This is a genomic window from Amycolatopsis lexingtonensis (assembly GCF_014873755.1).
GTDB classification, from domain to species: domain Bacteria; phylum Actinomycetota; class Actinomycetes; order Mycobacteriales; family Pseudonocardiaceae; genus Amycolatopsis; species Amycolatopsis lexingtonensis.
This window is the reverse complement of record NZ_JADBEG010000001.1, coordinates 3,740,802-3,767,529: the sequence shown is the minus strand read 5'-3', so window position 1 is coordinate 3,767,529 and position 26,728 is coordinate 3,740,802. Positions and strand designations below refer to the sequence as shown.

Genomic DNA, 26,728 nt, shown 5'->3' with positions numbered 1-26,728 from the left:
CGTTCGGTGGTAGTGCGCTCGGCGGGTGGTGATCATCATTTTGGGACACTTGGGGCCGTGAACTGGCTGATGCTCCGGATGAATGGGAAAATGCCCGAGGCGGCGAGGGGTTGGCGATGCGGTTTTGCCAGGGGAGGGGTCTGGGTGGAAATCGGTTTCGGAATTCTTGGGCAAACGGCCTTGCTTCTGCACGGGAATCCGGGCGTGAAGCCTGTGGGAGGCCGGCCGGGCAAGGTACTGGCGGCGCTGGTGGCCCAGCCAAATCAGCGGGTGCCGGTGGACACCGTTGTTGCCTGGGCGTGGGATGAGCGGGAGAACCTGCCGCGAGACGGACTGGCGACACTGCATCAGGTGGGTGCCCGGTTGCGGCAGATCTTCCAAGCCGAACGTGTTGATCCGCGCAGCATCAGCATCGCCAAGGGCGGTTGCCGGCTTGATGTCGATGACCAGCGCATCGACTATCGGCAGTTCCGGGCGAAGATCGCTCGTGCGCGCGAGTTTCACGACCAGGGGCAGCACGACCGGGCTCACGTCGAGGCGCTGGCGGCGTTGCGGCTGCGCCGCGACGAGCCTCTGGTGGACCTACGGACCGATGCTGCCGGGGAGTGGCGCCGTCGCTGGCTGCGCAACGAATGGATACCGGCCAACGCGTTCGTGGCCGCCCAGCAGTTGCTGCTCGGGCAGACGGAACTGGTCGTGGCTCGCCTGGAGGAGCTGGATGCGGCACACCCGATGGAACTGAGCTTGGCGAAGCTACGCATCCGCGCGCTGGTTGCGGCTGGTCGGGGTCTGGAAGCATCGGAGTATTTCCGGCGGGTCCATCGTGAGTTCCAGGACAGTGGTGACCCGCAGGCGGCCGATGAGCTGCTTGCCGTCTACAACGAGGTGATCAAACCCGGCGCGGTCACGTTCCCGGCCTTGACGAGGCCGGTTTCGCCGCCGGCGGCGGCGAAACCGGTTGCCGATGATCAGCTGCTTCCTGCTGTCTGGCACCTTGCACCGGATGTCGATGGTGTCGTGGGTCGGGAAAGCGTGATCGCGGAGCTTGATGCTTTCACCACCGATTCGGCCGGTTTTCCTCGCTCGGAGGTGGTCATGCTGACCGGCGGGCCCGGCGTGGGCAAGACGACGGTTGCGCTGAAATGGGCGCATCGGGTCGCTGGTCGCTACCCGCATGGGGTGGTGATGCTCGACCTGCGCGGTGATGGTCAAACCGCGGGGGCGACCGCGGCGGATGTTGTCGAGTTGCTGCTGGAGCTGCTGGATGTCCAGGTCGATCAGATCGTGTCCTCGATTGCGCGGGCGGCGCGGCTGACCCGTCTGCTGCAGCAGCGGAGGATGCTGGTGATTCTGGACAATGTGGCCAGGACGGATCAGGTCGAGCCGCTGTTGGGGGTTCTGGCGGGGTGCACGGTCGTGGTGGTGACTCGGCAGCGGCTCTCGGCGTTGCTGGCGGTGCGGCCCAGTCCGGTGGTGACGGTGACACCGTTGTCGGCGGAGGCAGCGCGCGAGCTGCTGGAGCGCCGCGTCGGAGTGCGGGTCCGGCAGGACTCGGCTGGTGTGATGGGGCTGATCCGGTTGTGTCAGGGCAACGCGCTGGCACTGACCCTGGTCGCTGTGCGCGCGGCTGCCCGGGTGGGCATGCGGCTCACGACCCTGGCTGAGGCGTTGCGGGACGCGGACATGCTGCTGGACCTGGGCAACGACGGCGACGGGCCGGGGCGGAGCCTGCGGTCGGCGTTCACGCTGTCGTTTCAGGGATTGGCGCCTGCCGAGCAGCGGACGTTCGCGATGCTCGGGCTGCATCCGGGCATCGAGGTGGCCTCGGAGGCCGTCGCGGCGGCGGATGGGCGGTCGGTGTCGAGCGTGCGGCGTTCGCTGGATGTGTTGGTGGCGGCGCATCTGATCGAGCAGCCCGGCGATCTTGACCGCTACCGCATGCACAACTTGTTGCAGCTGTTCGCGGGATCGCTGGCGCGCATGCTCTCCGATGCCGACGCGGCGCGGCGCAGATTGCTCGAGTTCTACGTGGCGACTGCGTTCGAAGCGCATCGGATGGTGTATCCGGGGCGAGGGCGTCTGGACATGCCGCAGATCAGCGACGGTGTAGTAGCGGCGCGGTTCGCCACCGCGGCAGCGGCACGGCAGTGGTTCTTGCGTGAGCGCACGACTCTCACAGCATCGGTGGAACTTGCCGCGCGGGAACAGCTGCATGAGATCGCATTCACGCTGCCATCGCTCACAGCGGATGTGTTCGACCGGCATGGCTACTTCGGCGACATCATCACCGGGTTCACGGTCGCGGCGTCTTCGGCTGCGGCGGTGGGTGACGTCGATGCCGAGGCGTCAAGTTTGAACGATCTCGGGCATGTGCTGCTGCTGATGGGGCAGGACTCGCGGGCGGAGCCGTACCTGGAAGCTGCATTACGGCTGGTCGATGCGCACGGCATCGGAATCGGGCGGGTGACGGTGATGCTGAACATGGCGCGCCGGCACTTGCACGCTGGCCGGGTGGCGCAGGCGGTGAAGATGTCGCGGGAGACGCTGGCGGCGGCGCGAACGCTGGGAGAGCCGGAGCGGTGCGCGGCAGCGCTGCATCGGCTGGCCGATGCGCTGTTGGAGCAGGGGGGACACCACGCCGATGCGCTCGACCTGTATCGGGAGGCTCTGGCCTTGCGGGAACGTATCGAGGACGGGCCCGGTCGCATCCTGACCCACATTGCCCTGGGTGACCTGCTGATTCGCATGGGACGACGTGAGGAAGCGGCCGAGCAGTGCAGGAAGGCGTCTGCGCTGATCAGCGCCAACCAGTACCTGCCGGCGGCGATGAAGTTGAACACGGTTCTCGCGCGGCTGCGCCATGCGGAGGGTGATGACCGCGCAGCGTTGAGGCACGCGCATCAGGCGGTCGAGCTCGCGGATCGGTCCGGGCATGCGACTGGCCGCGGCAGAGCGCTGGACACGCTTGCTCGGATTCTGTGCGATCGGGGCAACCTCGATGACGCGCGGGCGTTGTGGAAGCGTGCGGCGCAGCTATTCCGTGACCGGGAACGGGTCGGGCAGGCGCGGCGAATCGAGGCGCTGCTGGAGGAGCTGGATTTCGCGGTGATTCCACAGGCTCGTGACGGCGACCGCGACACCGTGGCGATGCCGTCCCCGCGGTTGTCGACGCGGGTGTGGCGCCGGCGGTCGCCGGCCGATTTCGACGAGCTGGCGTAGGGCGCTGCCGCTGTCCTCGGTTAGTCGTAGTGGTCACCGGCCGTTCCTCGGCTGTGCCTTGTCGCTGGGATGAACCTGATGGCCGGGGGCGTCGGGAATTGCGCGGTGGTCACGTGCCCGCCCCTGCTGGGCGGGCACGTGACGGAGCTGATCGTGGGCGTGGCTGGACCGAGACGTGTTGGTGATCGTCGCTGCGCCGGGCAGCTGGCACGGCGCGTGGGGCAGGATGTACGCCGAGGCACACAGCGTCCCTGGCAAGGGTGGAAATGGATCACGAGCGGGTCGTAGTGGACCTCGATCGTCATCCCGGAACGCGAGAAGTGACTAATACTGAGGATTTGTCACGTCGGGAGTCTCCCTGAGCGTTCGTCGCCCGCGAACGGCGCGCGGTTTGCGAGGGCAGATGCTGAGTCGCCGGTGTCGCGGATGGCCTCGGCGTGCTTAGGAACATGGACGGGCCGGGCTCACCCGCAACGGTGACGCTGTGTTACTTCGCGGTCAACTCATGGCAGTCACTCGTTGTGGTCGAACCCGGTGATCGAGCATCATGATCAACTTTCACTGAAAGAAAAAGTTGATTTCGCCTGATCGGGTGGCATTACTGGAAAGTAACGTCAGTGTCGTCCTGTTTGACGGCGAAATCGGTATCTCGGAGTTGCCAAGGGTCGTCACATCGGTACCGGGGGGCCACGAACGAACGTGGAATCGTTGCGGTTAGAGTCTCGTCATTCAAGTAAAGCGCGGCTGCCGATACGCAGGCCGCTTACGCCATAAGGGTGACGAGTGAATCGTACGATGGCTTCGGTCTTGGTCGTGACCGGCGCGGTATGGGTGCTCTCCGTGACGCCCGCCTCCGCTGAGGTGTCGACGCACAGTGCTGCCAGCACCATCCAGGTGCCGGCGCACGACGCCACGGCTACCAACCTGGCGTCGACCTATAGCGCCACCGGTTCGCACCAGATGTCGTGTGACTACTGGCGGTACTACTGAGGTGGGAAGGGCGCCCGGCTAAGGCTGGGCGCCTCGCCGGTGACGCGACGGCTCGCTTCGCCGGTCAGGGTCACGCGCGAGGATCCGAGACGATCTTCTCGGTGGCCGCCCCCGGCCGCGAAGGACGACACCCGCGTCGAGCAGCATACGTTTGGTGATCTCTCGGCCGAGTCCGAAGGCCTTTCCGGTCTCGACGATCGACTTGCCACTGTAGTAGGTCTCGACCATTCCCGGAGGCGCAGGCGGCATGATCGGCTGTGGTGCCCGGAACCTGACGCCTTGATCCTCCAACACGTTGCGCAACGTTCGGTAGCTGCCGTCGAAATCCTCCATCAGGGCACTCAGGGTCGCTCCGGCCAGATATCTACGCCGCAACTCGGCGGCTTCCGTGGCGGGCACATCTGCCGCCAGTCGCGGTGGTCGCCCGTGAGGGGCGTGCGGGTTTCCGGGGTCGTTCATGAGATCATCCCCGTCCCGAAATCCGATCCGGCATCGCCGAGGCGGGGTGCGACGTTGCTACTGCCTCAGGCGATCTGAGGTGCTCTTTCAGGCAAGGCGATGCGCGCGGGCGTGTGCACCGCCAAAGGAGTTCTACTCGTTCGCCCGTGTAGGCGACATATGACGTTGTCGTGGTCACCGCATGGTCACTTCCCGACTCACGAGTGTGTTTGTGCTGCCGTAGGACCTGTCGTTGGTGATGGGACAGGCGATACGGCGGCCCATGATGCGATTTGCGTTCGCGGATCCCGGACGCGATATGCGCCGCGCGAGGAGAGCTGGTAAGGCCAGCAGGTACCTCGAAGTGCAGGGCTGCCGATGAGGCGTGCTCTGCTGCACAAGCTGGCCGGCATGCCGGCCGACGTCCGCACCGCCGCCGGCATGATCGGCGCGTGCGTTGATTCTCTCGTGAGATGAGAGCCAACGCGGCTGCCTGCTCCGGGCGGCAGTGGGCGGGTCGGGCATGAGGGCGCGCCCGACCCGCGGCCGCGCGGACGCTGTTCGGCATAGCTGTGTCACCAAGGGCGGAAAGGTACGGCGTTCGGATGCTTTTCGGCACCGGCGAGCTACTCGGGCGTTGTCAAAGACGTTGTGGCGGCCCCGGCTGTTACACCCGGTGGGCCGGTAGCCGGACTGGAACCGGAAACTTGCTGGGGAGGTCGTGCGCGGTTTCTGACAGGCGACGCTGGACACGGTGCAGTCGTGGCTGGCCTGCTGTCCCCGGCCAATCTCAGCGACGCCGTCCAGGTCGTCGCCGAGACTCCTGGTCATCTGCCGGCGTGACTGCACGACTTCCGTCACGGCGCCGCAACCCTCGTACAGCCCGCGGCAACAGATGTGAAGATCGGTCAGGACCTGCTCGGTCGCGTCGACATCGCCGCCGAGCGATATCCGGATCCGTCGCGCCGGGCAACCGGCACTGTCGGCGCGGCGGTATCCGGCGGGCGAATCGCCCTCGCGGAGCTGGCGCTCGTTGCCGGTCATCGGTGGCCGCCGCGACGGCGGAATTCCGTACCGGCCTCCGTGAGGCCTCGGTGCATGGAGCCGTAGGAGATTCCGGCCTCGGCGGCAAGCTCGCGCACCGAACGGCCATCCTCGTACGCTTCGCGGTGAGGGCGAAAGTCGATGTCGAGAGCGAAGCCTCGGCCGGTCTCGGGTGCCGGACCGCCTTCGGCGCGGATGATCGCGCCAGTCCTGTTCGCTGACAGGCCGTACCGCGCCGCGATCTCGGAGATGGAGTCGCCGGCTTCGCGGGCTGCGACGATCTTGGCGTTGCGGGCGGCACGTTGCTGCCGTTCGTGCTCGTCGCGTTCCTCGGGTGTCATCGGATGCCGCCTCTGGCTTGTCCTTGGGGCGCAGGATCGCTCCGGCGGGCCGAGGGTGGGCGTGCCGGGAAACTGCCGACGGCGGCGATGACCAGCGCCGGACGGGGCATGCTGAACGTATCCGCGAGTGTGATGATGGGGGCGAAGGAGTCGGGGAGTCCGTTGTTTTCGATCTGCAGGATCGTGTTCGGCGGCAGTCGTGACAGGTAGTGCAGGTCGGTGATGCTCAGCCCGCGTGCTTCGCGTTCGGTCTTGATCCAGTCCCCGACCGGCTGGGTTGCGAGGGCGTCGATGGGTGTGACGAGCCGGTCGTAGAGCCGTTTCGGTGGCTGGTTGTAGTGGATCTGGTAGTCGTGCAGCGCTGATGTCGCGAGCTCGGCACGTGATGTCGCGAGGGCGTCGGCCACAGCCGCGGTGTCGGCGAGTGACGTCCAGGTGGCGGTGTGGCGCTCCAGTCTCTCGATGCGGGATGCCGGAATGCCGGCCGCGGTGGCCAGCCGGAGCCGCGACAGTCCCCGCTCGGTGCGCAGTTGCTCGACGTGGCGGCCGAGGATCAGCTGGCTGGGCTCGGCAGCCGGCACAGTCGATGGGGGTGACGCGGCGTCGCACGGCAGGGTCGGAACTCGTTGCTGGGCCGGGGAACCCGACGTTGCGGGGGATGGGCGAGGGTGACGGGGTTGCGGTCCCTGCGTTCTGGTGTGGCCGGCGCCGGGGTAGCGCTCCGGAGGGGTGGCGTGGTCGGTGATGCCTGTGGTCGTGCTGGTGGCGAGCTTGCTCAGCTGCCGGGCGAGCTGGCGGGTGCGGTCGAGGACCGTGGGGTCGGTGATGTAGGTGCTGGCCCCGTGATGGTGGCTCGCCATGGCGATCGGGCGTTTCGCCCTGTGGTAGAGGGTGAAAGGGGTGAGTAGGCCCGGTGGGCACTGGTCGGCGGGCACGATCCAGATGGTGATGTTGCGGTGCCGGGTGGTCAGGGACCGCAGGTGGGTGAGCTGATCCTGGCGTAGCGGTGTCGGGCAGGCGTGGAGGGCGGTGTCGCCGATGAGGAAGGTGTAGTGCCGCCGGGGGTCGGTGAGGTCGTCGCGGCGCTGGGGCAGGGCTTCGGTACGGGCGTCGTCGAGGTCGGTGTCGGAGAGCGGGTGGGTGATCAGCGCGAGGTCGTGGCCGGGGGTGCGCAGCAGGTCGGGAATGAGGGTGGGGGCCCAGACGGTGACGCGGTCGGCGATATGTTCGTAGTACCAGGCGACGGCGGCGTGATTGCGGGGGTCGGTGTCGACAAACTCGGCTACTGCGGAGTGCTGGGCCTGGGTGATGATGCGGCGGGTGGTGGCGTGGTCGGCGCCGAGTGCGCCGAGCATGAACGCGGTGGGAACCGGTTCTGCCAGGGCGTGGGTGAGTTCGAGGCTCCAGAGGTGGGAGACGGGGATGCCGAGGGTGCGGGCGAAGGCGCGCAGGCCCAGCCCGCGGGCTTCGCGGGCCTGGCGCAGCTGGAGACCGACACCGACGGCTGCCGGGGTGCGGATGGGACGTCCGGTGGTCTGACGGTCGATGCCGGGCGGCATCGATGGACCCGGGACGTGGCAGGCGACGTCGTCGGGCGGGCCGCCGGATGCGGGTCGGCTGTCGCCACAGCGCGAGCTTCCCGCGCCGCGCGCGTCGTCGGACGGCGGGCCGGGCGGTGGCGGGTGCTGGGCGGGGTGTCCCAGTGCGGCGGCGGTGTTGGCGGGGTCGAGTGCGTTGGCGGCGAGCCAGGTCGTGGTGGCGGCGTAGCGGGCGAGGATGTCGCGGGCGGCGGTGTAGGTGCCGGCGTGCTGGTGGTGGAGAGCGACGGCGATGGCCGTGCCGTCGAGGTGGTAGAGGGTGAACGGGCTGAGCAGGTCGGGCGGGCACCGCTCGGCGGGCACGATATGGATGGTGATGTCCGGGTGGTCCGACAGCGCCTGGAGCAGGTCGAGCTGCCGGGTGCGTGCCGGGGCGGGGCAGGCGTGCAGGGCGGTGTCGCCGATGAAAAAGGTGTGGTGAGCGCCGGTACCCGGGGCGGTGAGTGCGCGGCGGCGGTGGAGCAGCATCTGGCGCTGGTGGTCGGCGTGGCCGGCGTCGAGGAGCGGGTAGCCGGACAGGAGGTGGTCGTGCTCGTGGGTGCGCAGCAGGTCGGGTAGCCGGGCAGGGGCCCAGTGGGTGATGTGGCTGGCGATCGTGTCGTAGCACTGGGCTGCGGTGGCGTGGTCGAGGTGGTCGGTGATCAGGTGCGGGTATCCGGCATGGGCGGCGTGGCTGAGGATGCGCGCAGCGACGGTGAGGTCGGTGTCGAGGGCTCCCAGCAGCCACGCGATCCGGGCGAGGGGCTGGACGCGGGTTCCCGTTTCCCACGCCAGGAGCTCGCCGGGATTCAGCGTGAAGCGGCGCGCGAATTCCCGCAGGCTGCTGTCGTGGGCGGCGCGGATCTGGCGCAGCGCGTGCCCGGTCAGGGCCGCGGCGGGGGTGCGAGGCGCTGTCGGGAGGTAGGAGGGGAAGTGCAGGGCAGTCGAGGACGTGCCGGTCGGCGAGAACACGGGACCGGGCGGTCGCCTCGGGTGCGTCGTTGCGGCGGGCTGGAAGTGGGGCAGGTCCGATGCGTGAGTGTCCGGCGGCGAGGCGTGCGGCCTCGTCGCGCGATCGATGCTGCTGTTCACCGGGTTCCTTGGCCGAGGGTGTGCCGGCGTGCCCGCGGCCGGGGTCGGGCGCTGTATGGGGATGCGGTTCGCCTGGCGGCGTGGCCGGGCCGGGGCCCGCGGGTTGCCGGCGGGGCAGGGCTGGCGGCGGTGTGCGGCGGTCGGGAACCACCGGCATGAGGTGAGACGTTCCCGGCAGCACCATCGTGTTCTCCGGCAACCGGTTGCCGCGCGATGGGGCGCCGCGCGGCGGTACTGCTGCTGGGTCTGGCGGGGCGGAGGGGAGATGCCGGTAGAGCCCGGCGGGCCGGTGGGCGAGCGCGAGAGTCAGGGCGAGGAATTCGACCCGCGGCAGCACGGCCCGGGGCGTGCTCGATGCTAGCCCAGCACGCGTCGTGGACGAACGCGTCGGGGCGCAGGCGGCGGCGGTCGAGCTGGCGTGGGTCGATGGTGGCGCAGTCGAACAGGATCAGCAGCTGGCCGGCGGGTTCGGCCGGTGAGGGATCGCAGGAGATGAGGTGTTGCCCGCGGATGCGCGGCCGGTGGATCCCGAGGTCGGCGGTGAGGAACGCCCGCAGGGTCTCGGTCGCGCTGCGAGCGGGCGGGACGTGCGCGCCGGGCAGCCACCACATCGGCACCCCACCCGGATCGTGTCCGATGTGGACAAGCAGGACCTGCCCGGCGGTGTCGCGCAGGAGACCACAGGCCAGAACCGGCATCCCCTCGGCTTCTGCGGCGTCGTTCACGTCAGCCTCCCGCGCCAGCCGGGTGGGTGGAACGGCGGTCATGGCGTCTCAGTGAGGATGGGGACGGCCGGGCGATGGGTGTGGTGGTAGTGGTCGAGCAGGGCCGGGTCGGCGTCGTCCTCGGTCAGCATGGCGATGATCTCGGGGTCCACGGGCGGAATGTCCTCGCGTGCGAGCCGGGCACAGACCTGCCGGGCCGTTTCGACGGGCAGGGCGGAGCGCGCCATCAGCTCGATCATGACGCTATGCCGAGCGACGTCGGTGCGTGTGAGGCCGGCGACGAGCAGGGCACGGCGGGTGATCGGGTCGCGGTGGGGACGTGCCTGCTGCTTGCGGAACAAGACGTGGGCAAGTACTTCGCGGCGTTTCGGACCGAAGCCGGGCAGCTGGTCCCAGCAGGGGTCGGACACGACGGCGAGCTCGTCGGCCGAGCGGAACCCGGCGCGTTCCAGCGACAGCCGGGTCGCGGTGGTCAGCGGGACTGTGAGCAGGTGCAGAGGCACTGCCGGTCCCGGGACGGGAAGGAGGCGCAGCCCGGCAGCACCGTCGGCCAGCTGGTCTCGCAGCTGCGCGGCCAGCGGTGTGGCGCCCAGGACCAGGTTCTCGGTGTCGCGGGCGGCGGCGAGGACAGCCCAGTCGGGGGCGAGATCGGGATCGAGGTCGGGGTCGTCGCCGCGGATGAGTTTGACGAACAGGGATCGGCCGGCGCGGATGTCGTGTGCGGCGAGGGTCAGGGTGTGGCTGTGGGTGGTGGCCCGCCACTGCGGGGCCGGCGTGCCGAGGTGGTAGGAGGTGACCAGCAGCCCGTGCCGCGCCGGGGGTGCGACGGTGCGACCGGGACCTGCGAAGGCCGTGTTCTCGACTGCGGCGTGCCCGGTGGTCGCCACGCCGGTGCCCGGGGCGGTGGGCACGGGGGTCACTGAGGGTTTGGCGGTTGCTGGTGCCGGTCCGCTGGTGGCCGGGTCCGCGGCAGTCATCGAGAGTCCTTGTGGCTGGGGCAGGATCGGTTGTGCGTGTGGTTGAGGGTGGGTGTCAGCGGGCGTGCTCGCCCAGGAATGTCAGGAGGTCGGCGGGCGGGACACCGCACAGCTGAGCCATGCGACCGACGGCGTCGGGGTTCAGGCGGACGTGGGTGGGCGGATCGGGCTGATGGAGCAGCTGGGTGGCCCAGCTGCGCAGCGGCGCCAGGTGCGGTTCCGGGAGGGCCGCGAGTGCGGAGAGGTCCACGGTGAGGTCCACGGTGAGCGGATCGCGGGTGGCGCGCTGGTGCACTCTGGCGATCAGGTCCTGGGGACGTTCGCCGAGAGCAAGGGAGAGCTCGATCAGGCGCAGCACCGACATCCGGCGGGTGCCGTGCTCGTAGGTCGACAGGGTTTGCAGCGAGATATCGAACCTCAGTTGTTCGCGCAGGTGTTTGCGTGTCCAGCCACGTTGGCGGCGCAGCTTCCGAAGTTCGTCGCCGAGGATCTTCTGGTAGCGATCCTCGTCGAAGAAGGCGGGACCGGATTCAGCCCACCGGTGTGCCATCTCGGCGGTGAGGTCGTCGGCGGGCGCGGGTGCGGTGGGGTCAGGCGGTGGCGGTACGTCGGGAGTGGCTGCGGCTCGGGGACTTGTTGGGAAATCCGATGCTGGTCCGGCGACTGGTTCCCGGCCAGCGTCGACCAGACTCTGACCCGGGGCGTCCATTGTGGATGGTGTGAGAGCGGAGCTGAATTCGATCCTGAACGGATCGCGGCGCGGATGGCCGGTGGTGTCGGCTGGAAGACGGGCGGTCGTCGGCGAGGACCCTCCGGCGGCTCGGGCTGTCCGGTCGGTCCAGTCGGTCCGGGTGTCCGGAGCCGGGAAGTACTGGGTCGGCTTCGCCGGGGTGTGGCTCTGTGGTGGGAATGTGGGTGTTGTGAGGCCGCGTCGGGCTGCGGGGGTGTCCGGGCGGGCCGGGGTACCAGGCTGGTCGGCCGCGCTGGGGCGGCGCTGCGGGACGGAGACCACGTTGTTGCCATCCTCGGGTGTGGTCGGATCGTCAGGGGTGTCGTGTGTGGCGGCGACCAGATCACCGACCCACGCGGAGATCTCTGCGGGTGGTGCGGCGGTCTGGCCTCGGACCGGGCGCGCCGCTTCGGCCGCGCGGCGATACACCGTGCTGCAGGAGATTCCGGTGGCGGTGGAGATGTCCCGGAAGGTCCAGTTCTTCGTTTTCGCGGCGACGCACGTCTCGCCGATGACCCCGAGTACGGAGGTGCTCACGGCGCGGTCCCACTGCCGTTGCCAGGTCCGCAGGTCGCGGACGAGGCGCTTGCGGAGGGGGGACGGCTGTTCGGCCAGCGTCCCGGCGACGGCGCGCAGCGCCGCCGCGAGAGCGTGTGCGCGTGCCGCCAGCTGGTCCTGGGCTTCGACGGCGACGCCGTCGGATCGGTGCTGAGGTGCGGCGAAGGCGTCTGAGGTCACCCGGCGTCGGCGGCCTGTGGTGAGGGGTTCGGTGATGGTGGCGGGGGTGTGGCTGCCGGTGGACTCGGCGGCGGCGTGGGCGGCGATGCGGATCTCGGCGACGGTGGCGGCGATGGTGACGCGCCAGGCCCGCCAGGTGGTGTCGAGCCGGAACGCGACGATCAGCCGCTGCCGCATCAGCGTGAACGGGACCTCGGCGAGCTCGTCCCCGAGGGCATGCACGGCCGCGCGGACTGCGGCGCCGCAGTCGGTGACCGGTGCGAGTATCCCGGCCGGTGACACCGGTTGCGGGGCCGGCGTGGCGGTGCGGTTGTGCTGGGGTGCCGCGGCGACGATGACCGTTGTCCTTTCACGGGAAGGGATGTCGGGGTGGGACGATGCCGGGGTGTCAGCACGCGGTGCCGCCGCCGGGTGCGGTGGTCGGGTAGGCCGGGCCGATGTCGCTGATCCGCCCCGGCGGCGTTAGTCCACGGACGTCCATCACCACGCCCCCGGGCTCTGCTGCCGCTGCCGAGGCCGCGGCCGCGGCCTCGGCACCGGCGGTGGTGCCGGTGGTGTCGGCTGGCGGCGCGAGGGTGAAGGTGCGGCGGATGGTGGAGTCGAACCGGCACAGGTCTGGGACTTGCCAGGTCTCGACGAGATGGATCTGCTCGACGGTGAGGGTGGCGTGGCTGGGGTGCAGGTGGTGGCGGAGCTGGCGTTGCAGGTCGTCGCTGGAGCTGTGGCCGCCGGCGTAGCAGAGCGCCATGTGCGCGGGGCGGGTGTCGTAGGCGATGGCCTCGGGCCCGCAGATCCGTGCGATGACGGGGCGGGCCCGGTCGAGCAGCTGGTTGAAGCCGGCGCGGTGGTGGGTGTCGGCGACGACACCGCGGTGGTACACCAGCGGTGAGCCGATCAGCAGCTCGAACGCCGGCACGGTGGCCAGCTCCCGCTCGAGCGCGGCGATCAGCTGGGCGGAGGTGGTGGCGCCCAGCGGCGGGTGGCCGGGTGAGTGGATGGGCTGCACGGTCAGGTGCAGGCTCTCGTCCGGCACCGGCTGCGTGGTGGCGGCGTGGGCGCGCATGATCGTGCGGCCGGCGGCGGTGAGCTCGGCGAGGGCGGGGTTGCGGGCCAGGTCGGGGATGATCATCAGCTGGAGCTGGCGGGTTCCGGCGGGCCAGAGCCGGTCGGGCTGGAAGAACGGTTCCACGAGTTCGGTGTCCTCCGGGGAGCGGTCGGATATCGGTGGTGCTCAGCGCTGCCCGTGCGGGGCGGTCGCGGCGTAGAGGTCGGTGGCGGTCTGCAGGTCGGTGGCGGCGCCGGGGCCGGCACCGGTGAGCTGGTCGATGAGGTCGTGGGTCAGGCGGCGGGTGATGCCGGTGTCGCCGAGCAGGTGGGCGGCGCGGGCGGCGGCCAGGTCGAGCCCGGCCCGGTAACGCAGGGCGGTGGTGTCGCCGAGGCGGCGGCGGGCCCGGCCCAGTTCGCCCATGGCTTCCCCGGTCCGCCCGGTCTCGATGAGGGCCTCGGCGAGGGGGGTGACGGCTTGGGCGGTGCCGAGCGGGTTGCGGGCGCGGGTCATGGCGTCGCGGGACTCGCGCAGGTGCCGGATGGCGTCGGTGAATCGGCGGTGGGCGAGGTGGGCCTGGCCGATCCGGCGGTGGACGACGGCGTGGCCGTGGGTGTCGTCGGCGAGGCGGCGTTGGTGGCGCAGCGCGAGAGCGAGGTCGCGCAGGGCGGCCTCGGGGGAGCCGGCGGTCAGCAGGACCCGGCCTGCCGCGGCGTGGGCCAGCGCGGCGAGGCGCGGATCGGCTGTGGTGTGGGCGAGGTCGGTGGTGTCGGCGGCCGCGGTGCGGGCGTCGTCGTGGTGGCCGAGGTCGGCCAGGGCGACGGCGTGGCGGGCCTGGAAGACTGCCGCGATCTCCGGGGCGGTGCGGTGGGCGGCGGTGTGGCCGGCGTGCTGGATGTGGGCGAGGTCGTCGTGGTGGTAAGTGGGGCGGGCCAGGTGCCAGCAGGCTTCGGCCAGCTCGAGCGCGAGGTCGTCGTGGCGGGTGTCGAGGGCGGCGATCACGACGGAGGTAAGGACGTGGTGTTCGCGGCCGAACCAGGTGCGGGCCTGATCGGCGCTGGCGAAGGTGGCCGGGACGGCGCCGTGGTGGGCGGCGGATGGGCTGAACCGGTGCGCGTGCGGGGCCAGCGCGGGGATGGCCGTGCCCGCGCTGGCGGCGTACCAGCCGAGCACCCCCGCGAGCTGGGCGGCGCGGACCGGCGGTGATATCTGATGGCGGAGGTGGATGGCGTGGCGGCGATATCGGTCGGCGAGCCGGTAGCGGTCTGGGGGCTGGTGCTCGACCAGCCGGGCGGCGTGCAGGACCTGCAGCGCGGCGGTGACCTCGTGGTCGGGCCAGCCGAGAGCGCAGGCCAGGGGTGCGGCGGTGGTGTCAGGGCCGGGAAGGTCGGCCAGCAGCTCGTAGACGCGTTGGGCGGGGTCGGGCAGGTGCCCGTGGACGAGACTCACCGAGTCCGCCCGATAGTCCGGGACAGCCGAGCGGCACAGGTACGCAACCAGATTGCCGAGGGCGGGACGACCTCGACCGCGGGCCACAGCGGCACCATCGCCGCGGCGTAGAGCCAATCCCAGGCCCCTGGGGTGGTGTCCTCGCGCAGGATGGTGCGGGCGGTGTAGATGCCGATGGCCGGGTACCAGGCGGTCAGCAGCAGGGTGAACAGGAAATCCATCGGGAAGACGTCGTTTCATGGAGGAGCGGACAGGAGCAGGTCGGCGGATCAGGACGCCGGAGTCAGCGTCGGAGGGGCAGGCAGTCGCGGCGACGCACTGGTCGCCGGCGTGTTCGGTGCTTGCTGCGGTCCGGGGACGGCGCGGTTTACCAGGGCGTCCAGCTCAGCAGCGCGGTCATGAGGACGTCCGCGGCAGCGGCGAGGAGGTCGTGAGACCGCTGCCGGGCGGGAGCGTCGTCGGCGTCGGCGTCGGTGGGTTTCACGTCTGCAGTGCCTCGTCGAACAGGTCGCGGTGCGCGCGAACGGTGTCGACGATGACGACCGGCGGGCTGACCTCGGCGCTGACGTGGACTCCGCGGCTGCAGATGCCGAGCAGCTCGGCGTCCGCGTCCTGCTCACCGATCCGGAACAGTGCTCCGCCGGAGAATCCTGCCCCGACCTGCAGTGGGCCGGAGAGGTTGGCGGCGCAGAACTCGTCGGCGCTCACGTGGATACCGCAGGCGGCTCGGTCGATGACGCAGGTGTCGACCTGGACAAGGCGGCGGCCGTTGCTGATCGGCGGGGTGATGCCAAGCAGGCTGACACGTTCGCCGACGGCGGCGGGTGTGGTTGCCCGCCGGATCGGCGGGTACGCGACCGGTCGGTCGAGCACGGCGATGGCGATGTCGTTCCTCGCCTCGTCCGGCCTGATGCTGGTGAGTGAGCTGTCGAAGCCGCGGCTGAGGACGTCGACGATCTCGTAGCGTTCGCCGCCGCCGGGGGTGAACGCGCCGACCTGGATGAACCGTGCGCGGTCGGCGAAGGGGACGAAGTCGGGTTTCTGCTGGATGGCCGGTGGGACGGTCAGGGTGGTGTCGAAGAAGTGGGCGGGGGTCAGGACATGGCGGGGACCGATCAGCACGCCGACGCTTTCGGCCTCGTCGAACCGGCCGCGGTCGGGGCAGTCCCAGCGGGTGGCGACCATCCACGGCGCCGCGACGGCGGTCGATGCGATGCAAGGGGTCATCGGGAGCGTCGTCAGGACGTGGGTGGCTGTGTCGATCGCGGTCGCGAGGGCGGCGTCACGTTGCGCGGTCAGGTCGCCGATCTGCGCGTCCAGCCGGCTGATGATGTGGGCGGTGCTGGTCGCGGCGATCTCGGTGGCGCCGGCGGCCGTGGGGGTGGACACGAACGATTTCTCCTTGAGCGGTTGAGGGTTGTGCGTGGACTTGATCGACCGGTGTCGTGGTCGGTGCTGCTGCGAGTGCCTGGCCGCGCGCGGGAATGGCTGTGCGCGGCCAGGCACTCGCGGGATCTCACCCACCTGCGGGGTTCGATTTGGTACCCCGGTGGTCGGCGAGAGCTGACCGGCCACTCCTCAGTGGACGGTCGTCCAGGGGGCGGTGCTGTCACTCGGGTATCCCGAGTCTCGTGTGGCGGCACCGGCTCCTGGATCCTGACCAACCTGCGCTGTCGGGGGCGCGGGCGGTCAGGAAATTCATGTGCCTGTCGACCACCGCGGTGGTTCCGGCGCAGGCGCGGGTGGTGCGTTGCCGCGGGTATTTTCCCGAGCTGCGTGGCGGTAGAGGCGGGCTGCGATCTGGGTGAGGGCACGCGCGTGGAACCGCAGCTCGTCTCCCCGGCGTGCGGGAGTGCTCTGCTGTGGCGGGGCGTCGGCGAGGTGCTGCTCGAAGTGTGCGTGGGCGGTCCGCAGCTGCCGCGCGATCAGGTTCAGCTCGCCGGCTTGTTCGGTGGCGGTGTCGTCGGTGGCGTGCCGGTCCGCGTCGAGCTGTGCGCCGACCGCGAGCGCGTGCAGCGCGGCGTGTTCGTAGGCCGCGATCGCCTGGGCAGGATCGGTGGCCTCGAGGACGCCGCGGGCTGCGATGCCGCACGGGCACGGCAGACCGGACGTCACGACCGCGCTCCCGGCGCCGCGGGGTCGGCGGGGAGCGGCGGTGCGGGCATCGCGGCGGACGGGCGGGTGGTGCTGAGACGCACGAGCAGATGTCCCTCTCTTGTGGACAGTCGGGTACGGACCGGGGCCCGGGGAGTGCGAAGTGGGGCGCGGGGGTGCCTGGCCGTGCACGGGAATGGCGTGCACGGCCAGGCACACCCCCAGGCCCCGCGCACCGGAAGGGCCGGGTTCTCGACCTTCCGGTGCGCGGGTGACCGGCAGCCACGGTGACCGGTCGTTCCCGGAACCCGACGTGTCGTCGCGATGAATCCGCGGGGGCGCGACGGTCGTCAGGGCCGGCCTTCCTGGCCTGCCCGGGGTGTCGGGCCCCGGACAGGCCAGGAGGTCAGGGCGGTTCTCGCGGGCGCCAGGGCGGGCCGGGCAGCTTGGCGTCAGGCAGCGGTTTCTGGGCGAGCACCGCGGCGTTGAAGTGCCCGCACACCGGCGGGTCGGGCGGGCCCTCCGGATACCAGTTGAACGCCGGGACGATTCCGGGCGGCAGCAGATGTGTCCCGGCGAGCATCGCTTCGATCTCGGCGTGGGTGGCGAGGCTGCCGGTGCCGGGCCCGAACGTGCGCAGCGCCCGTTCGAACGTGCGGCCTGGAGCGGTCATGTCCGGATGCTCAGGAAGATAAAGGTGCGTCATGGCCAGGAACGACCCGGCGGGCAGCTGCGCGAGGTGCTCTTGGACGGCCTCGGCGACGTCGGTGCGGGTGCCGCCGTGAAACGACATCAACCCGGCCAGCAGTAGCGCGACGGGCTGGTGGTCGCGGGCGAGGATGCCGCTGCGTTCGTTGTGGGCGTGCAGGGCGTTCCACATCGCGGCGGGATCCCACGGATCGGCCGCCACGACGTGCATGTCGGCGTCGTCGTCGGCGATGGTGCGCAGGGCCGCGAGGACCAGGGGGTCGCGTTCGGCGTAGACGACGCTGGCGCGGTGAGGTTTGCGGTAGTTGGCTTCGCAGGTGCGGATGTGGCGATGCAGGTCATTGCGGGGATCGAGGTGGGGCAGGCCCGCGCCGGCGACGATGACGGTCCCGACGTCCTGGTACTTGACCAGGTAGGTGGTGACGCGGTCGAGGAACGCCTGCTCGGATCGGAACACGAAACCGACATGTGGCACCCGTGCCGATAGATCCCGGGCGGCGTCGCGTTCGTTCTCGTGGGCGACTTTGCCGGAGGGGTACGTGCGGTCGTCGCCGGGGTCGTTGCTGCGGGCTTCGCGGAAGGCGTCGTAGAGGTAGGCGAGGTTGACTCGGGTCGGGTCGGCCCCGGCGGGGATCCACCATCGCGGCATGTCCCGCCGTGCCGGGGTGACGGGCGCAGGTGGGCGACGGCGCGTGTGGGTCACGGGCGCACCGCCGCATCGGGCGCCAGCAGAAGTGTCAGCTCGGCGGTGGCGATCCCGCACTGCGCGGCGAGCGAGGCGATCTCGGCCACCGACAGACGGCGGACCGAGTCCCCTCCGGCCTGGATCTGGTAGCGGGCCCACCGCGCCGCCGGGATGAGGGAGCGGACCTCGACGGCGGCGAGGGCGTCGAGGTCGACCGGGATGCCGGGGGCCCAGGAGATGCGGTGCTCAGCTCGGCGCAGAAGCTCCGACGGCGCGATGTCGTAGAGGTGGCCGGCCCGGTCCAGCTGACGCAGGCTCATCGACCGGGTCCCCTGTTCCCAGGAGGCCAGCGTGCTCACTGGGCAGTCGCGGCCGGACCAGATCGCCAGGGATCTGCGGGACCACCCGTGCTGTTCGCGGTGGGATTTCAGTTCCGCTCCGGTGGCTCGGGCCAGGTCGCCGGTGTCGGTGTCGCTCGTCGCCATCAGGGTCGTCCAGTGCTCGCTGTAGAGGGTGGATGGTGTGCGGGTGGTCGGGGTCGCGGGTGGGCCAGTGCCGGGTGGCGTAGGGCAGCCGGACCGTGGGTGCCTGGGCGGTGAAGTGGTCGTAGAAGGGGCGTGCGCGGGGGACGCTCCACCAGATGGACTCGGCGTCCCTGCCGTCGCTCACTGGCCTCATACCTGCACCGTCGGCGGATCGGTTCTTGCCGTGTCGTCGGCGTGGTGGCCGCTGGTGTGCGCTGCGCAGGGGGTGTTTTTGCAGGTGATCGCTTCGGATGTCGCGCGGTAGCGGGCTCCGCCGCGTGTGCGTGTGGCCCGCACGATCTCGCGGCAGGCCTGCGCCGACGCGCACGCCGGGGCGAGCACGCCGTCGGAGGCGAACGTGGCGGCATGGACACCGTGGATTCGCGGGTGGTTGCCGGTGGGTGACCGCAGAACCGTGCCGGTGGGCGGGGGTGCTGTGCGGTTGGTCATGCCGGCTGCCTCCCCGGTGGGGTGGGTGGGTGCGCCTCGACCGCCCGGAACGGGGGGATTTCGCGGGCGGTCGAGGCGCGCGGACCGGACAGGATGGAGCACCGGCGGCCTGTCCGGGCCGGGTTCAGGTGAGCCAGGCGTGTCCTCCGCGGGTGTCGGCCGGGCTGAGGGCCCGCGTGCGGCGGTGAGGAGGCCGTCGTCGATCCGGGCGGCGACGGGCGGGGAAATCAGGGTCGGGTCGCTGCTCATGCGGGTTCACCACCCGATTGCCGGCTGCGGTCGTCGCTGCCGTCGTCCTCGCCGATGGGGTTGATTTCGACGATCGCGGCCGGGGAGGCTCCGGCGGAGTTCCGGTAGAGCAGCCCGGTGGTTGTTGCGCAGTCTTCGGCCAAGGCCTCCAGCTCCATCGCCACCGATTCGGCACTCGCTGGGGTGCCGGCGACCTGCTCGGCGAGTGCGAGTGTGGTCCGCAACTGCCGGGCGGCTTCCGCCGCCACTGCGCGCGGGTTCACTACTTCGTGAGGGGTATCGGCGGGCGGCTCGCGACGGGCGTAGGCGTGCACGATGACGCGGGCCCCGACGCCGATGAGGTCGTAGCCGAGCTTCCGGTAGGACGTCCAGTCGTGCCGGTCACGCTCGGCGTAGGCGAGTCGCGTCAGGGCGTCGGTGTAGGTGTCGGTGATCAGGCGGAGCAGTGTGATCGGCGGGGCGCCGGGTTCACCCGCGAGTGGTCGCCGTTCGGCGTCGGTCATCGGTGTGTTCCAGCGACGTGTCGTGGACGGAGGGCGGCGGGCTGTTGTCGCGGTTGTCGCCGCGGCCATGGCGGGTTTCATGGAGTCGGTGGTCGGGGAGCCGAGTCCGTTACAAGGAGGGGTGCGTGTGGGTCGCTGGGTTCGGGGAGCTCGAGGAGCTGGTGTAGGACGGTGAGGGCGTCGCCGTTGCATTCCCAGACTTTCCGGTCGGCGTGGTCCATGCGGATGGCGGCGGCGTCGGTCTCGCTTTTGATGCGGAGAGCGTCGACGAAGCCGTCGGTGTCCCACGTGAACGAGGCTGTGAACCGTTCGAGGAGGCCGTTGGTGTCGAACTTTGGGTTGAAGTCCCAGCCACGTCTCAGCAAGGTCGTGAATGGCTCGAGGGCTGGGTCGTCCCAGAGGAACGCGAACGGACTGGTGCCGGGTGGGGTCATCGGCGATCACGCCCGGAGTTGTCGAGTCGGGCATCGCGAGAAGGTCCGTTCCGGCCGCCAGCTAGGTCTATTGGGCCCGTGGGATTCATCGTCGACACCCCTTTCAACGTGCAGGCTTGAAGACGGCTGGACGCTCCGACACCCGTTCAGGTGACCGAAGTGGTCGGTCACCGGGTGCTGGTGACCACAAAACCGCAGTTCAGTACGGCAAACCACCCAGTTCAGTCGTGATCTTGGGGCGCAGGATCTCCCTGTTCAACGGGGAGATTCTGGGGCATAATCCAAGTCGGATACGGTGCGCAGCACCCGGTAAGAGGAGCCTGCCCAAAATGCCACCCGCGACGCGCAGCCTGCGACAGGAACAGCGGCAATTGTCTGCTGAACTCCGTGCCCAGTCAAAGACCTGGGTGGAGATCGCGCAAGTGTTCACTGAGCGCTACAACGTGAACATGCGCGTGGCGTTGCGGCTCGTGCACGATTGGAGCCAGCGAGACGTCGCCGACTGCTGGAATTCGCGGTGGCCCGATGATCCGAAAACCTTCAAGAACTTCTCGTATTGGGAGTTGTGGCCGTCGGACACCGGGCATGCGCCCTCTCTTGCCGTACTCGGGCGAATGGCTGCGCTCTACGAATGCAGCGTCGCCGACCTCATCGCAGATGCTCCCGACTTCAGGGCGTCGGACGAGGCGCATCGAATGCGCCAGCAACTGGTCGAGCTGAAACCCGCGGGTCCGGACGGGTTGCAGGAAATCGTGACCCAGCTCGAGGGCATCGACGTGCGTGACCTGGCGCAGATGGCTTCGACGTGGTCCCACGCCGGGACCAACGCGGTCAGCCGAAGGTCTCTGCTGCTGAAGGTGAGCGCGGCGTTGGCCTTGGCCTCGGCTGGTTGGGCGTTGGCGACCGATACCGCTGCCGCCCATCCGGTAACCGAGGTAACTGAATCCGGCGGCACGTTGACGGGAATTTGGCACAGCCGGTACGAGTATCCCAGTTCTGGTCGCCGCAAAGTCCTGACCGGCGAGCACTACGTGGTGCTGCGCACGCAAGGTTCCCGGCTCCTCGGTCACAGCCTGCCGCATTCGAGCGGCTCTCGCTTGCACCTGGAGCTGAGCAAGGACATGGCGGTCGCGACCGGCACATGGCGTGAAGAAACCTCTCCGACTGGTTACTACAAAGGAGCGTCCTACCACGGCACGCTTCAGATGATGGTCGACCCTGCCGGGCGGCGGATGAGCGGAATGTGGCTCGGATTCGGCCGGGACTTCACCATCAACAGCGGCGAGTGGCGCCTGGAGCGGTGTGGCACCGATGTTTCGCAGGCCGCCCAGCAGGCCTACTACGGCAAGGCTTGAGCGCTAGCTCAACACCGCGATAATCCGAGTCCCCGGCGGGAAGGCGCCAGCCTCGATGCGGGCGAACAGCCCGTAGAGCATCTTCGCCTCGTACACCCAATCCGGTGTGACGCTATGGCGCTCGCGGAAGTCGGCGATGAAGCTGTCGAGCGCCGAGGTGCGCTTCGCGTAACCGCCGAAATGGAAGTCGACCTCGATGGTCCAGTTCGTGGTAGCCGTGCCATAGGCTTCCCATTGCAGGCGGCGGACTTCTTCCTCCAGGAACTGTCCACCCTTGAGCACTGCGAAGCCGAGCGCGCGTTGCTGGCCGGTCAACCCGGCGGCGATACCGGCCAGCGTGCCGCCGGTTCCGGTCGCGCAGCAGATGACGTCGAAGTCCGTGGTGATTTCGCCGACGAGTTCGGCGGTGCCACGTACGGCCAGGCCGTTGCTGCCTCCCTCGGGGAGGAGGTAGCAGGGGCCGAACCGGTCCTGCAGCGCGGCGAGCACGTCGGGTTCGGTCTTGCGGCGGTAGGTGGCGCGGTCCAGGTAGGTCAAGACCATGCCGTGTTCGACGGCGTAGGCGAGCGATTCGTTGAGCGGGTTGTGTTCCTCGCCGCGGATGACGCCGACCGTCTCGAAGTCGAAGTGGTGGCCGGCGGCCGCCGTCGCGCGGATGTGGTTGGAATATGCGCCGCCGAAGGTCAGTAGCCTTGGGAAACCTTCTTGTTGGGCTGCCTGGAGGTTGTAGCGGAGCTTGCGCCACTTGTTGCCCGGTATCTCCGGGTTGATGAGGTCATCTCGTTTCAGCCGGAGGTGGACCCCGTGACGTGTAAGCCGCTCGTCGTTCAGCTCGACGAGCGGCGACGGGAGGTTCGCGAAACCGCCCTTCCCGTCTTCGTTGGGACTCACCCACCGCAGCCTAGTACTTCTTTGGATCCGCGCTGCCTTGCTGCCGGTTAGAGGTCGGGCAGCTCGACGTGCGAGTTCGCAACCAATCGGGCGCTCGCTGGGACACATGAGCATCTGCCTGGAAGTGTCCGCGGGTTCTCGGTGTTGCCTGGGCTCGTGACCGAGGGGTGGGTGCACAGTGACCCGGCCCGCTGCCGGATCGTGCGCCGCGAGCAGCCGCGCGGTGCGCCCGGCGTCGTCGGCCGGGTCCAGCAGCACCGTCACCGGGGGGTAGCGGTCGCTCCGCCGCGTCGGCGCCGATGTCGCCTGTCCCGTCGTCGAGCACCTGCGAGCCTGGTGCCGTCGTGGTCATGCGGACCGGCCGGTGAGCTTGGCGACTGCCCAGCCAGGACGTCGCGGTCCACCGTGGAGCACTCCAGCTGAATCAGCGCGCGGGTGGCGGGCGTGGTGATCTTCGCCCACGACCGGAAGTTGCCGTGCCCGGCGTGCGCGTCTGCGAAGGTGATCACCTTGAGGGTCGGTGTTCGTCCAGGTCGGGTGATAGGCCGTGATGATTTGCACTTGGTCGGCGGGAGTCCACTGGAGCTACTGGCTCCACGTACACCCGGCTGGAGAGCATCGGCTCCCGGCGCAGTACCTGGTAGCAGTCGCCGCCGACGAACGCGATCGCGATGTCGGTCGCGCGGTCGTCCCACAGGACCGTTTATCTGCGATCCTCGATGCCGTAACACTCGGTTGGAACGCGGAGACTCTTTTCTCAGTGATGGCGGCGTAGGGAGCGGGTGTTGGCGGACGAATCTGCCGAGGGACACGGGCGGAAGCCGCCGGCGCGGCGGGTGTTCCTCAGCCACACCAAAGAGCTCGGCAAGTGGCCGAAGGAACGGTCGTTCGTGGCGGCGGCGAAGGCGGCGGTGGCCAAGGCCGGCGACGCGGTGCTGGAGATGGAGGACTTCACCGCCCGCGACGCAACGCCGGAGCAGCTGGACCGGGAGATGCTGGCCAAGGCCGACATCTACGTCCTGATCGCGGGCTTCCGCTATGGGATGCCGGTCCGGGACCGGCCGGAGGTGTCCTACACCGAGCAGGAATTCCAAACCGCCACCGAGACAGGCATGGAGCGGCTGGTGTTCATCCTCTCCGAGGACACCGAAGGCCCGCCCGCGTTGACGCGGGACCTGGATTACGGCCGCGAGCAGGAGGCGTTCCGGCAGCGGCTGCACGACAGCGGCCTTACCGTCACCGCCGTGTCCTCACCCGCCCAGCTGGAAATCAAGCTGTTCCAGGCGCTGACCCAGCTCGCCCGGCCCCAGCAGGAGTCGATGCCGGCGACCCGGATCTGGAACATTCCCGCCCGCACGGTCACCTTCACCGGCCGCGACGAGCTGCTGACCGGCCTGCGGGCCGCGTTGTGTTCGGGGCACCCGGCGGTGGTGCAGGCGCTGAACGGGATGGGCGGGGTCGGTAAGACCACCACGGCGATCGAGTACGCCCACCGTCACGCCGAGGACTACGACGTGGCCTGGTGGGTCCCGTCGGAGGACTCGTCCCTCGTCGCCGGGCACCTCGCCGACCTTGCCCACACCTTGGATGTCGCCACCGAGAAGGACTCGACCGCCGGTGCGCTGGCGCTGCTGTCCGGGGCGTTGCGGTCGCGCGGGCGGTGGCTGGTGGTGTTCGACAACGCCGAAGACCCGGACGCCCTGCGACCACTGTTGCCCGCCGGGGGGCACGTGATCATCACGTCCCGCAACCCTGACTGGGACGATATCGGCGCCGCGCTGCCGGTGCGGGAGTTCGTTCGCTCCGAGTCGATTAATCTCCTGCGATCCCGGTGTGACCGGCTCACCGCCATCGACGCTGACCGTATCGCCGACGCCCTGGGTGACCTGCCCCTGGCCGTCGACCAAGCCGCTCGCTTGCTCGCGACGACTGGCTGGACCGCCGAAACCTACCTCGACTTGCACGCCAAGCGCACCCATGAGCTCCTGGCCCGCCGTGAGAAGGGCAGCGGCTATCCCGTCTCGGTGGCTGCGGCGTGGACGGTGTCGTTCGACCAGCTTGGCCGCGAGAACCTCGCCGCGCTGAACACGCTGACCCTGGTGGCGTGGCTGGCGCCCGAGCCGGTGCCGCTGGCCCTGCTCACCCACCAGGTTGGCGACGCCGGAGCCGCCGCGCGGGACCCGCTGGCCTTCGCTGACGTCACGGCCGCCCTACGCAGCCGCGGCATGGCCGAGGTCACCACGACCACGATCCAGCTCCATCGTGTTCCCGCCGCCCTGCTGCGGGCCCGTACCCGCCACGACATCACGGCCGAAGACGACGAGGACTCCACCTGGCCCGCCATTGCGGTCCGCCTGCTGGACGCCGGGCTCCCCGATAACCCTTGGAACAACCCGGCGAGCTGGCCCCGCTGGCAAGCACTCCTGCCACATGTGCTCGCTGTTTGCGACTCTGAGCGCGCTCTTGCCGCTCTGAGAGCACAGGTCGTGTATCTGCTCGACCGCGCCGGGGTATACCTTCAGGCCCGCGGCAATCTTCGCGCTGCGCTGCCCTTGCTGGAACGCGTGTACGTGCTTGTCAAAGACGTTGGCAACGACGACCACCCCGTCGCTCTCGCCGCCGCTAGCAACTTCGCCGTGAATCTCCGGGCATTGGGCGAGCATGAGCGGGCTCGGGAGCTGAACGAGGACACTCTCGCCCGCCGCCAACGACTCTTCGGCGAGGACCACCCCGAGACCCTTCGCTCCGCTAGCAACCTCGCTGTCGACCTGAAGGTGTTGGGCGAGTACGAGCGGGCTCGGGAGCTGGACGAGGACGCCCTCGCCCGCCGCCAACGACTCTTCGGCAAGGACCACCCCGACACCCTCATCTCCGCCAACAACCTCGCTGTCGACCTCAGGAGGTTGGGCGAGTACGAGCGGGCTCGGGAGCTGAACGAGGACACTCTCGCCCGCCGCCAACGACTCTTCGGCGAGGACCACCCCGAGACCCTCAGCTCCGCTAGCAACCTCGCCGCCGACCTGAAGGCGTTGGGCGAGTACGAGCGGGCTCGGGAGCTGAACGAGGACACTCTCGCCCGCAGCCAACGCGTCCTCGGCGAGGACCACCCTGACACCCTCGGCTCCGCCTACAACCTCGCCAGCAACCTCACCAACTTGGACCAGCACGAGCGGGCTCGGGAGCTAGACGAGGACACTCTCGCCCGCCGCCAACGCGTCCTCGGCGAGGACCACCCCGACACTCTCAGCTCCGCCAGCAACCTCGCCGCCGACCTGAAGGCGTTGGGCGAGTACGAGCGGGCTCGGGAGCTGGACGAGGACACTCTCGCCCGCCGCCAACGTCTCTCGGGCGACGACCACCCCAACACCGTCTCGTAAGTCAGGCAAAGTCCTGTCGATCGCGTCAGGGGACGTACTCAGCGGCGGACGAGGGCGTAGATGCGGCCTTGGTCGAGGTCTGCTACGACGATCCGTTCCTGCCGAGTCATCGCGCGACGTCGGCGACGGCAGGCAGCGCGCCTGCGGGGGCGCATACCAGCGCGGCAGGTTCGTCGTATGTGTGCGGAGCCCGGCAGCCGGCGGTCCGACAGCAGCCAGCCGGTTCGCACCTGTTGCGCGGTCGGACCGTGGGCGGGCAACCCGGTGGCGAGTTCGGTGCCGGTGTGCTCGGGGGCATCGTCGGCGGAGCCCTGGCGTAGCCCGACCAACACGATGGCCCCCCGCTACGGCGGCCTTATAGCGCGGCGGTTCCTGCGGTGCGGCACGTCCGGTGCAGCCTGTGTCGCGCCGCCTCGGCTGGCGCCCGCGGTCCGGACGTCGTCCGACCCTGCCGCCGCGCGTGCCGGTGTCGAGCGATGGCCGGTCGGTGCAGGTGCCACTGCACCTGCACGGGCGTTTGCACCCCCTGGTTACTGCTCAATTGGCCGTCAGGCTGATGTGCTCGCACAAGATCACTCGAACGAGTTAACGTTCGGACGAAATTCGCTACAGCGTTGCCCGCGCAATGAGTGCTTTCACTCCAAAGTGCTACTTGGGCTGATCCGAAAAGGTGCCTGATCAGCGCAAAGTCACGCAAAATTACCTTGGGGACCGTTCGTCGTCCGGGAAATACCGGTCGGCGACTAACCGTGTAAATCCGGTGCCTACCGAGCCGTAACTTCGAGACCTTCGCCAAGATGACGAGAGCGCCGCCGGGCTCGTCCCGGAACGCGAAGACGCGGCTCCCAGCTGTCACTGGGAGCCGCGTAGTAATCCGTAGCACCACTCGACACGCATAGATCAAGAAGGGCAACGAACATGTCGACGTTACCGCCGCGGGGTGGCGACATGCCAGAGCGACGATCCCCCGATCGGATCACATTCAGTACGAGTCCCGACTACGTCAGCTTCGACGAGCTTTTCGAGTCCGCTGCGGAGCAGGTGACGGAGCTGACCCCGTCCGGCACCGTGCTCGAGCCGGCCTGTCGGCAGA

At 69.5% G+C, this 26,728-nt stretch carries 19 protein-coding genes; 4 read left to right on the top strand and 15 right to left on the bottom strand.

Going from position 1 to position 26,728, the window contains the following annotated elements; genetic code table 11:
* Positions 1-57: 57 nt before the first annotated feature.
* Together H4696_RS17045 and H4696_RS17040 are read left to right on the top strand one after the other, a co-directional pair.
* The gene (locus tag H4696_RS17045) at positions 58-3,219 is read left to right on the top strand and encodes an AfsR/SARP family transcriptional regulator (protein ID WP_143265113.1); all 3,162 of its coding nucleotides are present in this window, start codon (positions 58-60) and stop codon (positions 3,217-3,219) included.
* A gap of 813 nt (positions 3,220-4,032) precedes the next feature.
* Positions 4,033-4,209: a hypothetical protein gene (locus tag H4696_RS17040; RefSeq protein WP_158104321.1), complete on the top strand. Its 177-nt coding sequence runs from the start codon at positions 4,033-4,035 to the stop codon at positions 4,207-4,209.
* Positions 4,210-5,687: 1,478 nt separating this feature from the next.
* Here the strand turns inward: H4696_RS17040 and H4696_RS17035 are convergent.
* From H4696_RS17035 to H4696_RS16970, 14 genes are all read right to left on the bottom strand, one after another.
* Positions 5,688-6,032: a helix-turn-helix domain-containing protein gene (locus H4696_RS17035; RefSeq protein ID WP_086862000.1), complete on the bottom strand. Its 345-nt coding sequence runs from the start codon at positions 6,030-6,032 to the stop codon at positions 5,688-5,690.
* Positions 6,029-8,581, bottom strand: coding sequence for a Scr1 family TA system antitoxin-like transcriptional regulator (locus H4696_RS17030; RefSeq protein WP_086862001.1), 2,553 nt, complete (start codon positions 8,579-8,581; stop codon positions 6,029-6,031). The genes H4696_RS17035 and H4696_RS17030 overlap by 4 nt, the downstream gene beginning before the upstream one ends.
* 883 nt (positions 8,582-9,464) lie before the next feature.
* A complete protein-coding gene (locus H4696_RS17025) occupies positions 9,465-10,337 on the bottom strand; it encodes a hypothetical protein (RefSeq protein WP_143265179.1) in 873 nt (290 codons plus the stop codon).
* Positions 10,338-10,458: 121 nt separating this feature from the next.
* A complete protein-coding gene (locus H4696_RS51265) occupies positions 10,459-12,048 on the bottom strand; it encodes a helix-turn-helix domain-containing protein (protein WP_338078683.1) in 1,590 nt (529 codons plus the stop codon).
* Between the two features lie 211 nt (positions 12,049-12,259).
* Entirely contained in the window at positions 12,260-13,060 is an 801-nt protein-coding gene (locus tag H4696_RS17015; protein WP_086864763.1) for a 2'-5' RNA ligase family protein, read from the bottom strand.
* Between the two features lie 42 nt (positions 13,061-13,102).
* Complete coding sequence (locus H4696_RS17010; protein WP_086864764.1) at positions 13,103-14,365, bottom strand: hypothetical protein; 1,263 nt, start codon at positions 14,363-14,365, stop codon at positions 13,103-13,105.
* Positions 14,362-14,586, bottom strand: a complete 225-nt coding sequence (locus H4696_RS17005; protein ID WP_086864765.1) for a hypothetical protein — start codon at positions 14,584-14,586, stop codon at positions 14,362-14,364. The genes H4696_RS17010 and H4696_RS17005 overlap by 4 nt, the downstream gene beginning before the upstream one ends.
* 259 nt (positions 14,587-14,845) lie before the next feature.
* Entirely contained in the window at positions 14,846-15,754 is a 909-nt protein-coding gene (locus tag H4696_RS17000; protein ID WP_086864766.1) for a trypsin-like serine protease, read from the bottom strand.
* A gap of 309 nt (positions 15,755-16,063) precedes the next feature.
* Positions 16,064-16,480: a hypothetical protein gene (locus H4696_RS16995; protein ID WP_086864767.1), complete on the bottom strand. Its 417-nt coding sequence runs from the start codon at positions 16,478-16,480 to the stop codon at positions 16,064-16,066.
* 385 nt (positions 16,481-16,865) lie between these two features.
* Positions 16,866-17,816 (bottom strand): SAM-dependent methyltransferase, encoded by a 951-nt coding sequence (locus H4696_RS16990; protein WP_086863714.1) that lies wholly within the window; start codon positions 17,814-17,816, stop codon positions 16,866-16,868.
* A 50-nt stretch (positions 17,817-17,866) separates the two neighbouring features.
* Complete coding sequence (locus H4696_RS16985; protein WP_086863713.1) at positions 17,867-18,337, bottom strand: helix-turn-helix domain-containing protein; 471 nt, start codon at positions 18,335-18,337, stop codon at positions 17,867-17,869.
* Between the two features lie 189 nt (positions 18,338-18,526).
* Complete coding sequence (locus H4696_RS16980) at positions 18,527-18,826, bottom strand: hypothetical protein (protein ID WP_143265318.1); 300 nt, start codon at positions 18,824-18,826, stop codon at positions 18,527-18,529.
* A 245-nt stretch (positions 18,827-19,071) separates the two neighbouring features.
* Positions 19,072-19,578 (bottom strand): hypothetical protein, encoded by a 507-nt coding sequence (locus H4696_RS16975; RefSeq protein ID WP_086864002.1) that lies wholly within the window; start codon positions 19,576-19,578, stop codon positions 19,072-19,074.
* A gap of 77 nt (positions 19,579-19,655) precedes the next feature.
* A complete protein-coding gene (locus H4696_RS16970; protein WP_086864001.1) occupies positions 19,656-20,012 on the bottom strand; it encodes a hypothetical protein in 357 nt (118 codons plus the stop codon).
* 329 nt (positions 20,013-20,341) lie between these two features.
* On the opposite strand from H4696_RS16970, the gene H4696_RS16965 reads away from it, so the two are divergent.
* Complete coding sequence (locus H4696_RS16965; RefSeq protein ID WP_143265346.1) at positions 20,342-21,367, top strand: hypothetical protein; 1,026 nt, start codon at positions 20,342-20,344, stop codon at positions 21,365-21,367.
* A gap of 3 nt (positions 21,368-21,370) precedes the next feature.
* Here the strand turns inward: H4696_RS16965 and H4696_RS16960 are convergent, their stop codons facing one another.
* Positions 21,371-22,258 (bottom strand): 1-aminocyclopropane-1-carboxylate deaminase/D-cysteine desulfhydrase, encoded by an 888-nt coding sequence (locus tag H4696_RS16960; RefSeq protein ID WP_249027183.1) that lies wholly within the window; start codon positions 22,256-22,258, stop codon positions 21,371-21,373.
* Between the two features lie 785 nt (positions 22,259-23,043).
* On the opposite strand from H4696_RS16960, the gene fxsT reads away from it, so the two are divergent.
* Positions 23,044-25,635: an FxSxx-COOH system tetratricopeptide repeat protein gene (fxsT, locus tag H4696_RS16955; protein WP_143265345.1), complete on the top strand. Its 2,592-nt coding sequence runs from the start codon at positions 23,044-23,046 to the stop codon at positions 25,633-25,635.
* Positions 25,636-26,728: the final 1,093 nt, after the last annotated feature.

Coding starts and splice junctions, on each gene's coding strand:
- H4696_RS17035 (WP_086862000.1), bottom strand. CDS start 6,032: ATGACACCCGAGGAACGCGACGAGCACGAACGGCAGCAACGTGCCGCC.
- H4696_RS51265 (WP_338078683.1), bottom strand. CDS start 12,048: ATGCGGCAGCGGCTGATCGTCGCGTTCCGGCTCGACACCACCTGGCGG.
- H4696_RS17005 (WP_086864765.1), bottom strand. CDS start 14,586: ATGGATTTCCTGTTCACCCTGCTGCTGACCGCCTGGTACCCGGCCATC.
- H4696_RS16990 (WP_086863714.1), bottom strand. CDS start 17,816: ATGCCGCGATGGTGGATCCCCGCCGGGGCCGACCCGACCCGAGTCAAC.
- H4696_RS16985 (WP_086863713.1), bottom strand. CDS start 18,337: ATGGCGACGAGCGACACCGACACCGGCGACCTGGCCCGAGCCACCGGA.
- H4696_RS16980 (WP_143265318.1), bottom strand. CDS start 18,826: ATGACCAACCGCACAGCACCCCCGCCCACCGGCACGGTTCTGCGGTCA.
- H4696_RS16975 (WP_086864002.1), bottom strand. CDS start 19,578: ATGACCGACGCCGAACGGCGACCACTCGCGGGTGAACCCGGCGCCCCG.
- H4696_RS16970 (WP_086864001.1), bottom strand. CDS start 20,012: ATGACCCCACCCGGCACCAGTCCGTTCGCGTTCCTCTGGGACGACCCA.
- H4696_RS16965 (WP_143265346.1), top strand. CDS start 20,342: ATGCCACCCGCGACGCGCAGCCTGCGACAGGAACAGCGGCAATTGTCT.